The organism is Salinimonas iocasae, from assembly GCF_006228385.1.
GTDB classification, from domain to species: domain Bacteria; phylum Pseudomonadota; class Gammaproteobacteria; order Enterobacterales; family Alteromonadaceae; genus Alteromonas; species Alteromonas iocasae.
Genome location: NZ_CP039852.1, coordinates 1,366,927 through 1,377,500, shown reverse-complemented (window position 1 = coordinate 1,377,500; position 10,574 = coordinate 1,366,927). Strand labels below are relative to the sequence as shown.

Below are 10,574 nucleotides of genomic sequence, written 5' to 3'. Positions count from 1 at the left end.
CTAATCAGCATAGTATTTCATATATCAGGGCACTCAGGATAGAGAAAATCAGCCCTGCCACTTTTATAACCAGGTATCAGTGTACATACACACAATCTGCTGTAATAGCTCAAAAGGTCAATTAAGATGACGCGAGTCACGGTGAGATAATAATAACAACATACATCTAAATGATGGCACTACCCAACGGCTGATGCTTTGTAGTACCGATTCAGTGCGTACTGCTTTACCTGGAAAAGAAAATGAATAAATTTTTAAATACCGTTGCTTTAATTTGCTCAGTCACCTTTGTACCCGCTCAGGTTAATGCTGCCGATACTGTCTGGAATTTTAACCCTTACAAATCAAAACTTTCGCTCAACAATCAGGGTTACGGGAATGAGTTGACCACGACTCAGAATAAGCAAACCCTGAATATAACCGCCTGGTCAGGAACTGATTACGGCGCCATTGCCGGTTCGAAAATCAGTGCTAATGAAGCAGGACTGCTAAACTATAATAAGATTCAAAAAGGTTATAGCAAAGACAGTCACTATATAGACAATGCTTATAGCAACGATATGCTCCTGTTTTCTTTTGACGACTCTGTCAGTGTCAGCGGTCTGAGTCTGGGCTATACGCATAACGACCATGATTTATCTGTTGCGGCTTTTCACTCTATTCCTCTGCTGTCTGGCAATACGTGGGCGAATGTTGCCAGTCAGGCGATATTTACAAAAAGCTTTTCAAATACTGAGTTCAGCAACTCTAATACACTAAGCTTCTCTAATGTGGCAACTGAAGCGAAATACTGGCTTATTGGTGCATACAATTCCAACTTTGGCGGCAATAGTATCTGGTCAAAGGAGAATGACTATATGAAACTATTAACCCTGACAACACATTATGCGCCCTCAGCCAGTGTTCCTGCCCCGGCAAGTGCATTTCTGTTTGCGCTTCTTGGGCTAGTGGCACTCAGACGTCGTCACTAAACAATAGAATATTCAATAAAGCCCCTCTGTGCAGGGGCTTTTTTGTGTAGACTAGCTGTAATTTGCGTGAATTAGTAAAGCGAGAGTATTGTGAAATTATCTGTCAAAGCCAGTATTTTCAGTTTGTTGTTAATGGGCGGCGCGTCGACATATGCCACCCCGCATTCCGCCTCGTACGATGAGGCGTTGACAGCCTTCAACACTGGCCAGGTCCAAAGCGCTTATCTTACATTGAAACATGTACTAAAGGCGTCCCCGGATCATTTACCCGCAAAACTGTTAATGGGCCGCATTTTGCTTTTAGACGGGTACACTAAAGAAGCCATCGAGGAATTTGAAGAAGTATTACTCGCCGGCGGTGACAAAAGCCTTGTACTGCCTGCTTTATCGCGTGCTTATTTACGCGAAGGTCAGTATGAGAAGATTTTTGTCATGCTTAAGCGACACAAATTATCTGGTGATGCTGAAGTATCGGTGACTCTGGCTGCTGGTACGGCTTACATACGGCTCAATCAACTCGATGATGCGCGCTCACTCTATGCACAGGCGCTAAAAACGCATCCCAATGTAGTACCGCTACTTAATGCCCAGGCTAATTTGTTACTTGACCAGAACCAACCTGCTCAAGCACAGGAGTTGGTTAAACGTGCTTTGTCGATTAGTGACAGTGAACCGCTTACGCTCATCACACAGGCAAAACTGTATGCCGCACAGGGAAAAGAGGCTCTGCCGGTGTATGCTAAAGCCTATGAACTGGCACCGCAAAATCCTGCGACTATGCGATCTTATGCTGGCGCGCTGGCTGAAGGCGGCCAGTTTGACAAAGCTTCTGCCATTATTGACGAAATTGAAGCTCAAACCCCGGGTGATATTCAAAATCAGCTTATTAAAGCGCGCATACTAGCGCTGACACAACATCATACTGAGGCTGATAAAATTCTAAAATCGCTGACAGATAAGCTGAGTTTATTAACAGAGAAGCAGCTAAATGAGCGCATAGAGCTGAGTCTGATTGCGGGAATTGTTGCTTATTTAAATAAAAACTACAGCCTGGCAAGTACCGAGCTTTACCGGTATGTCGGTAAACGCGATGCATCTCCTGAGCAATTAAGCATGCTTGCCGATGCAATGATAAAAAACAGTAATTATAAAGATGCCTCTAATTTACTCGATAAGTACGAACAAACGGTAATCTCACACTTGCCTTTGGCGCGGTTGTACTGCGAACTGAATCTGGCTATGAATAAACCATTTAAGTGTAATCAGATTTTGCCCGCCCTGACTACCCGGTACGAAGGCCAGGAAAACTTTTCCATTTTAAAAGCGAAATTGCTTTTACACAGTAAAGAAACAGAGAAAGCCAGGCAGTTACTGGCTAACGAACTGGCAGGCTCAACTAACGAAGAGGTGGTACGCCTGAAGATTGCCTTGTTTAGTGAACAGGAAGATTACAAAAGTGCTCTTAAGCTCGCCAAGTCACTCTTGCAAAAGCAACCGCAAAGTATTGCGCATCAGGCACTTGTCAGCGATTTATTGATTCGGAACAATAGCATGGCTGAGGCAGAAAAAGCCGTTGATACATTGCTCGGTGCAGATCCGGACAATGTGGCAGGTCTGATTGCAAAAGCCAGAATTAGTTTCTTTAAAAAAGACTGGGCTACCAGTACTGAAGCGATTGAGCTTGCCATCGGACAGGATAAGACTAACGTCCCCGCCCGTATTCTTGCCGCACAGATTTATACTGCGTATGGTAAGGATGAAAACGCCATAGACCATTTACTGGCTGCTAAAACTTTAGAGAGTCGCAATCCCACCCCCAGGCAACTACTGGTATCAGTATATTCCAGACAAGGTGAACTTAAAGCCGCGCTGAGTGAAATTAACGCCCTGCTTGGTATCGATCGATTGTCCGCTGACTTTCACATACAAAAAGCTTCTGTGCTTTCTGAAATGGGCAACACGGCCGAAGCGCAATCACAGCTGAAAATGGTGTACGCACTGTGGGCACAACAGCCGGAAAAATTGCTGCAACTGGCAGAGCAACAGTCCCAGGCTGGTGACATATCCGGCGCAGAAAAATCTCTTCAGCAGGCAATCAAACTTGCGCCAAAAGCGCCTCGCCCCTATTTGGAATACGCGTCGTTTCTTATCCGCCACAACAGGCTTGAGCAAAGCGAGAATATGTTGACAGATTTTGCCAATCAGTTCGGTAAAACGGCTAATCTGGCGATGCTTCGTGGTGACCTGGCCGTTGCCAGCAATAAGCCTCAGCAAGGTTTCTCACACTATATGACAGCATTGGAGCGCGCACCAATGTTCAGGCTGGCATTGGTTAAAGCCTTCGAGCTTGCACGGACAGGAACGGGTCGTGACACACTAATCCATTACCTGTCTTCCAACAGTGAAAGTGGCGAGACTTTTCAAAAACATTTGCTGGCTGATCTGTATTATATAAAGGCTGACTATACCCGTGCCGAGGCAGCTTACAACCAGTTGCTGGCGGAAGAAAATTTTGAAAATAAAGCATTTGTGCTGAACAACTTAGCCAATATTCATGCTGAAAATGATTTGACGGAAGGATTAGCGCTGATAGAAAAAGCGCTTGAGCTGCAACCGCGCTCCGCGGCGTTGATGGATACAAAAGGCTGGCTGCTTTCTCTTAGTGATGATTATCACCAGGGATTAAGCCTGCTTCGTCAGGCATATACGCTGGATTCATCAGATCCCAGTGTGCAATACCATATCGCCTATACGCTGAATAAACTTGGTCGACAAGAAGAAGCACGAGCAATATTGCAAAAGCATCAAACACTGAATAAATCATTTAGGGAACAACCGGACGCTCAGACATTAATGCAATCGCTATAAAAAAGGAGGCTAACGCCTCCTTTTTTAGATTAGATAATTAATGTGTATCAGCTTCAGGTTTCAGAATAATAATCTGTTCATCATCCTCATCAATTCGGATAGTTGAATCAGGAACCATATTTCCTGATAGCAGCTCCTGTGCCAACGGGTTTTCTATTTGCGTTTGAATAGCGCGCTTCAGCGGACGTGCGCCAAATACGGGATCAAACCCCGCCTCGGCCAGCTTATCCATCGCTGCACCAGAAAGCTCAAGTTTGAACCCTTTATCAGCCAGTCGCGCGCGCAGTGAAGCCAGCTGTATTTTGGCAATAGACTTAATTTCTTCTTTGCCCAGGGGGTGGAACACGACGATATCGTCCACGCGGTTAATAAACTCTGGCCTGAAATGTTGTCCCACCACATTCATCACCATCGATTTCATTTCCTCATACTGACTTTGGGAGTGCTTATCCTGAATGATGTCTGAGCCAAGGTTCGAAGTCATGATGACCACTGTATTTTTAAAATCGACAGTCCGCCCCTGTCCGTCAGTAAGACGCCCGTCATCTAATACCTGCAACAATATATTAAATACATCTGGATGCGCTTTCTCCACCTCATCCAGCAATATAACCGAATAGGGTTTGCGTCTGACTGCTTCAGTCAGATACCCGCCCTCCTCGTAGCCGACATAGCCAGGAGGGGCTCCCACCAGTCTGGATACTGAATGTTTTTCCATAAATTCAGACATGTCGATACGTACCATCGCATTTTCTGTATCGAACATGAACCCAGCCAGCGCTTTACATAGCTCTGTTTTACCCACTCCTGTCGGCCCTAAAAACAAAAATGAACCAATGGGCCGATCCGGATCGGCAAGTCCAGCCCGGGAGCGCCTGATTGCATTGGAGACAGCAGTCACTGCCTCACTCTGGCCCACCACACGTTTATGTAAAGCATCTTCCATGCGCAGAAGCTTCTCGCGCTCACCTTCCAGCATTCTGGCGACAGGGATACCTGTCCAACGCGACAATACGTCGGCAATTTCTGCGTCGGTAACTTTATTTTTTAGCAGTGATGTTTCTCGAGTCTCACTTTCAGAAGCCCGTTCAAGCTTCATCTCCAGTTCAGGAATCCGGCCATATTGTAACTCGGACATCCTGTTTAGATCTGATGCTCTGCGCGCGATTTCCAGATCGAGTTTCGCCTGTTCTAACTCAGACTTGATGCTCTGGGTGCCCTGCATCGCTTCTTTCTCATCCTTCCAGATGCTATCCAGTTCGGCATACTTTTGCTCAGCCTGCTCACGCTCCAGTTCAATCATTTCAAGACGCTTGTGGCTCGCATCGTCAGTTTCCTTAGCAAGCGCCTGCTCCTCCAGCTTAAGCTGAATAATTCGGCGCTCTAGCCGATCCATGTCTTCTGGCTTGGAATCAATTTGCAGACGGATGCTTGATGCAGCCTCGTCGATAAGGTCGATGGCTTTATCAGGTAACTGCCGGTCACTGATATACCGATGCGATAAGCTTGCCGCGGCTACAATTGCAGGGTCAGTAATATCGACCGAATGATGCAACTCATAGCGCTCTTTTAGTCCGCGTAAAATAGCGATGGTATCTTCTACAGACGGCTCATCGACTAACACTTTCTGGAACCGGCGCTCTAAGGCAGCATCTTTTTCAATATACTGACGATATTCGTCTAAGGTTGTGGCGCCCACACAGTGCAGCTCACCACGGGCCAGAGCGGGTTTAAGCATGTTGCCGGCATCCATCGCGCCGTCAGATTTACCCGCGCCCACCATAGTATGCAACTCGTCAATAAACAGAATCACCCGGCCTTCTTCTTTGGCCAGTTCATTCAGGACTGCCTTTAATCTTTCCTCGAACTCACCACGATACTTGGCACCGGCAACCAGTGCGCCCATATCTAAAGACAGGACACGTTTGTCTTTAAGGCCCTCAGGCACCTCACCATTGATAATGCGTTGAGCCAGCCCTTCTACGATGGCGGTTTTACCCACGCCCGGTTCTCCAATCAGGACTGGGTTATTTTTCGTCCGGCGCTGCAACACCTGCACAGTCCGACGAATTTCATCATCACGCCCGATGACCGGATCTAGCTTGCCCTGCTCTGCCCGCTCTGTCAGGTCAGTGGTATATTTTTCAAGCGCCTGTCGGACGTCTTCAGCATTTGGATCGGTAACTTTCTGTCCGCCGCGCATGGTATCAATCGCTTTTTCTATTTTCGCTTTCGACAGATTCAGCTCTTTTAAAATACTTCCCAGCCGCCCTTTATCTTCAAGTGCTGCCAGTACGAATATTTCAGAAGTGATATATTCATCTTTTCGCTGCTGTGCAATCTTGTCGCACAAATTCAGCAGTATGCCGGTTTCCTTACTCAGCTGGATATCGCCGCCAACACCTTCAACTCTCGGCAGTCGTTCGATAGCCTCACTCAGAGCAGAACGCAGGGCATTGACGTTAATACTGGCCTGGTCCAGCAGTGGACGTACGGAACCGCCCTGCTGGTTCAGCATGGCTGTCATCAAATGTACAGGCTCAATGAACTGATGGTCTCTGCCCAGTGCAAGCGACTGCGCATCTGAGATGGCTATCTGAAATTTACTGGTGAATCTGTCTAAACGCATAGTGAAAATCTCTCGCAAAAACCCTGAGTAATTTATGGGTACAGACTACATGCGATTCAAGATGACAGATTAAAATTGCGTCAGGTTATTGATTTAAATCAAACGATGCCGATGACACTGACCATTCGACCCGTAGCAGACATTCCCTGATGCGTCGCGCGGCGATGTGAGAAAAAGCGCTTCTCTTCACTGTATGTGCATAATCCGGCATCAGTGATGTTTGTAACATTTGCATCATTTAACTGCATCGCGGCAATATGTGGCAAATCAATACGCCATTTATCTATTTCGCTGTCGTTAACCACAGCAGCTTCGTAGTCCATAAATCTGCTGGCGACCCGCTCATCAACCTGATAGTGCCGCTGGCAAATAGCAGGGCCTATCCAGGCCATAAGCTCTGAAGCAGGGCTTTGCATTGACGCGATGGTTTTGGCTATGACTTTCTTATCTAAGCCCTGCCAGCCGGCGTGAACAGCGGCAACTTCTGTACCTTCCATATTACACAATAGTACAGGTACACAGTCCGCGGTCATTACGGCGCACCAATGTGCCCGATGGCAGCTTATACTGGCATCAGCGTCAATGTTACCGGAAGGTAAGGTGACCACGTTGTTTCCGTGCACCTGGTTCAGCCAATGCAGCTTTTGCTGCCCGGGTAGCCGGGCTCGGTTTTGTAAGACTGACACAGGGTTATCATTTACGTGCAATCCAACATTCAGCGATGCATAAGCGCCCTGGCTTACGCCACCGAGCCGCGTCGAACAGTAAGCGATTACCGATGACGGTGCAGCCCAGGCCGGACTGATCAACACAGAATCAGTAGTCGTCGAAGCCATGCTCTTTAGTATCCTCACGCACCACGTCCAAAAGATTGACCATATCTTCGGGAAGCGGCGCCTGCCATGTCATCCACTCTTCAGTTTCCGGGTGGAATAAGGACAACTGTGCAGCATGGAGTGCCTGACGCTTAAACTGACGGAGCGTATTGATGAAAGTGTCTGAAGCTTCGCGCGGTAAACGCGGTCGACCACCATATACCGGATCGCCTACCAGTGGGTGCTTTATATGTGTCATATGAACCCGAATCTGATGGGTCCTTCCAGATTCGAGTTTAAGCCGGATGTAAGTATGGGCGCGAAATTTTTCTTTAACCCGATAGTGCGTAACGGCCGGCTTACCGGTTTCACGCACCGCCATTAGCGTTCGCTTGGTAGCATGACGTCCAATTGGTGCATCAACCTCTCCACCACCTACCATCGTACCGATGGCAAGCGCTTCATATTCACGACTCATCGTGCGCTCTTGCAACTGTTCTACCAGATGCGTTTGCGCAGGGATTGTTTTAGCCACGACCATCAGGCCGGTGGTGTCTTTATCCAGGCGATGAACTATACCGGCCCGGGGCACTTTATCGATATCTGGAACATGATTTAATAATGCGTTGAGTAACGTACCATCCTGATTCCCCGCTCCCGGGTGTACGACCAGGTCTGCCGGTTTATTTATGACCAGGATAGCGTCATCTTCATAGACGATATCTAAATGAATATCCTGAGGCTTGCTCAGCGTCTGGACTTCCATGACAGCAGCGACTTTGACAGTTTCATCCATCGCCATCTTGTGTCTGGGTGTGGTATTTACTTCATCATTGATAGTAACATTGCCATCTAAAATCCAGCTTTTTAACTTCGAGCGTGAATACTCAGGGAACAAATCAGCTAAAACCTGATCTAACCTCTGACCAAAGTGATGGGGCTGAGTTACCGCCTCAAGATTCACGGTATTTTGTGACTGGGACATAAAGCGCCAATTCGTTAAATGAAAAGTCGCATTATAACAAGCTTTGTGATTTCTTGAGACGATCTTTGCAGTATTCTGTGGTCATTCACAGAATGAGTACGTTAGAATGCGTTAAATAAATGCAAAATTGCCACACCAAAAACGACGAATTGGGGTACGAGATAATAATATGAAGACATTCCGTTATATGGCGCCGCTGGTAGTTGGTGTCATGGTGTCTGTTGCAGGATGTAGCTCCTCTGACGACGCAGAAGAACAAGCCGCACTGGCAAATATGGGCGCGCAGCAAATGTATCAGCAAGCGCAGCAAAATATGCAGGCCGGTAACTTCAGTGCAGCGTCAAACACGTTAAGTGCGCTGGACTCGCGCTATCCGTTCGGGCCTTTGTCACACCAGGTGCAACTCGATCTTATCTATAGCTACTATAAGTCCGGTAAAATTGATGAGACGGTTGCAACTATCGATCGTTTCATTCGGTTGAACCCTAATCATTCTGATATCGATTACGCATTTTATATGCGCGGCCTGGTCAATATGGAAGCAGATAACAATCTGTTTCAGGAACTAATGAACATTGATCGCTCTGACCGCGACCCGGCAAAATCACGCCAGGCCTTCGACGACTTCAGAAGACTGATTCAACAGTATCCTGACAGTAAATATGCGGCTGATGCTCGTAAGCGGATGATGTTTATTAAGAACCGTCTGGCGAGTTATGAAATTGCGATTGCGAAATTCTACATGCGTCGGGAAGCATATGTCGCAGCGGCTAATCGGGGTCGATACGTTATTGAACATTTCCCTGATTCTGACCAGGTTCAGAGAGCGTTAGAAATAATGGTATCGAGCTATGAGGAACTCGGCCTGACAGAGTTACGAGACAACGCCATGAAGACGCTCAAACTTAATTATCCCGACAGCCGATACATCGGATAACGGAAAATGGCCTGCGTTCGCAGGTCTTTTTTTATCTGAAAAAGATGTGACTAAAAGGATTAGTTAGTCGTGCTATGCCCGAAGTAAAATGCAATGGCTGGTCGAGTACGGTAAATAAAAGGCAACCTTGCGGCGTATTGCAAATTGGCGCATGCGTATCGTTGCTGTCCATGTAAACATAATCACCGGCCTGAAAATGATTGATGCCGTCTTCGTAGGTTCCCTTCAACACCAGTGATGTTTCAATACCCCGGTGAGAATGTTCAGGTATGCCTCCTCCCTGGCCTAAATAAATCAGATTTGCAGCCACAGAATCGCTACCAATATCCACTGGCGCTTGCCAAAGACGCCCCACCATACTGGTCCAGCTACCTGTTGAAGGAATAAATTTACGTAGTGTTTTGGGTAGGATAAATCGTCGACCGTCTAAGTCTACGGAGGCTGTAAGTCCCTTTGAGCGGTGCTGAGCACCTTTGTCGGCGGGTAGCTTCAATATACTCTCAAGCATATCGTTAAAACCGCGTTGTGAAGAAGCGCTGTTATCAACAGAGAGCCCGCTTGCATCACCCTCAAACCTTTCAGCGTGAATAAGCGTCTGCTGATGCGCAATTTTCTCACAACGTTCGCACATATCACAATGTGCGGAAATCATTATTGAATCAATAGGAGACAACCCACCCTGAACATATTCCGATAACTGTTCAGGGTCAGGATGAAACTTAATCATGATCTTGTAGCATAACCTTTAAACGTTGAAGTGCCAGACGTGTTCTGGATTTCACTGTACCTAATGGAATACTCAATTCATCAGCAACCTCTTGCTGAGATTTTCCATCGATATAAATAGCTTCGATAACGGCTTTTTGTTTTACTGGCAATGCTTCAAACATAAAACCTATTTGTTCCAGCGTAATCTGCTCGTCAAGCGAAGTTTCGTTAGCGTCGGCTGTTTGTTCACAAAGAACCGGCCACAAATCATCTGAGCAAACATCTTCTTTACGATTCTGTAGCTTGCGAAGCATATCGAATCGAATGTTACGGGCAATAGTAAAAATCCAGGTAGACGGGCTACCTTTTTCTGCATTAAACAGGTGTGCCTTTTGCCATACATTTGACATCGTATCCTGAACCAGCTCCATCGCTAATGCTTCGTTACCCATTTGCTTTAATGCATAGGAGCGTAAACGTGGTGCAAAATAACTGAAAATTCTTGCAAAAGATCTTTTACACCGGCTTTCTGCTACAGACACGATATAGCCTGACATTTCTCCCGCACAATCTTTCGGTTTAACTACACTGTTGCTTTGTTCTAATGGAATTCCAACTAACATAAGCTTCGTCCGCATTTCCTGTTTGGTGATGAGTATCT

General features: G+C 46.6%; 8 protein-coding genes. 3 read left to right on the top strand and 5 right to left on the bottom strand.

Translation table 11 applies throughout. The annotated features are described in order from the left end of the window. The first annotated feature begins 242 nt into the window (after positions 1-242). Entirely contained in the window at positions 243-971 is a 729-nt protein-coding gene (gene xdp1 / locus FBQ74_RS06010) for an exosortase-dependent surface protein XDP1 (protein WP_139755820.1), read from the top strand. Positions 972-1,061: 90 nt separating this feature from the next. After that, the gene (prsT, locus tag FBQ74_RS06005) at positions 1,062-3,839 is read left to right on the top strand and encodes an XrtA/PEP-CTERM system TPR-repeat protein PrsT (protein ID WP_139755819.1); all 2,778 of its coding nucleotides are present in this window, start codon (positions 1,062-1,064) and stop codon (positions 3,837-3,839) included. Between the two features lie 37 nt (positions 3,840-3,876). Here the strand turns inward: prsT and clpB are convergent, their stop codons facing one another. From clpB to rluD, 3 genes are all read right to left on the bottom strand, one after another. Further along, a complete protein-coding gene (gene clpB, locus FBQ74_RS06000; RefSeq protein WP_139755818.1) occupies positions 3,877-6,468 on the bottom strand; it encodes an ATP-dependent chaperone ClpB in 2,592 nt (863 codons plus the stop codon). A 98-nt stretch (positions 6,469-6,566) separates the two neighbouring features. Beyond that, the gene (gene pgeF / locus FBQ74_RS05995; protein ID WP_139755817.1) at positions 6,567-7,304 is read right to left on the bottom strand and encodes a peptidoglycan editing factor PgeF; all 738 of its coding nucleotides are present in this window, start codon (positions 7,302-7,304) and stop codon (positions 6,567-6,569) included. Next, entirely contained in the window at positions 7,285-8,268 is a 984-nt protein-coding gene (gene rluD / locus FBQ74_RS05990) for a 23S rRNA pseudouridine(1911/1915/1917) synthase RluD (protein WP_139755816.1), read from the bottom strand. Before rluD ends, pgeF begins: the two co-directional genes overlap by 20 nt. 169 nt (positions 8,269-8,437) lie before the next feature. Here rluD and FBQ74_RS05985 point away from each other — a divergent pair, with 169 nt between their 5' ends. Then, entirely contained in the window at positions 8,438-9,205 is a 768-nt protein-coding gene (locus FBQ74_RS05985; RefSeq protein WP_139755815.1) for an outer membrane protein assembly factor BamD, read from the top strand. Between the two features lie 31 nt (positions 9,206-9,236). Here the strand turns inward: FBQ74_RS05985 and FBQ74_RS05980 are convergent, their stop codons facing one another. Both FBQ74_RS05980 and FBQ74_RS05975 read right to left on the bottom strand, forming a co-directional pair. Further along, on the bottom strand, positions 9,237-9,932 hold the full coding sequence (locus FBQ74_RS05980) for a ChrR family anti-sigma-E factor (protein ID WP_139755814.1): 696 nt from the start codon (positions 9,930-9,932) through the stop codon (positions 9,237-9,239). Next, positions 9,925-10,536: a sigma-70 family RNA polymerase sigma factor gene (locus FBQ74_RS05975; RefSeq protein WP_139755813.1), complete on the bottom strand. Its 612-nt coding sequence runs from the start codon at positions 10,534-10,536 to the stop codon at positions 9,925-9,927. Before FBQ74_RS05975 ends, FBQ74_RS05980 begins: the two co-directional genes overlap by 8 nt. Positions 10,537-10,574: the final 38 nt, after the last annotated feature.

What these genes read in the sequence shown, in the direction of transcription:
- xdp1 (WP_139755820.1), top strand. Translation starts at nt 243, where the DNA reads ATGAATAAATTTTTAAATACCGTTGCTTTAATTTGCTCAGTCACCTTT.
- clpB (WP_139755818.1), bottom strand. Translation starts at nt 6,468, where the DNA reads ATGCGTTTAGACAGATTCACCAGTAAATTTCAGATAGCCATCTCAGAT.
- pgeF (WP_139755817.1), bottom strand. Translation starts at nt 7,304, where the DNA reads ATGGCTTCGACGACTACTGATTCTGTGTTGATCAGTCCGGCCTGGGCT.
- rluD (WP_139755816.1), bottom strand. Translation starts at nt 8,268, where the DNA reads ATGTCCCAGTCACAAAATACCGTGAATCTTGAGGCGGTAACTCAGCCC.
- FBQ74_RS05985 (WP_139755815.1), top strand. Translation starts at nt 8,438, where the DNA reads ATGAAGACATTCCGTTATATGGCGCCGCTGGTAGTTGGTGTCATGGTG.
- FBQ74_RS05980 (WP_139755814.1), bottom strand. Translation starts at nt 9,932, where the DNA reads ATGATTAAGTTTCATCCTGACCCTGAACAGTTATCGGAATATGTTCAG.
- FBQ74_RS05975 (WP_139755813.1), bottom strand. Translation starts at nt 10,536, where the DNA reads ATGTTAGTTGGAATTCCATTAGAACAAAGCAACAGTGTAGTTAAACCG.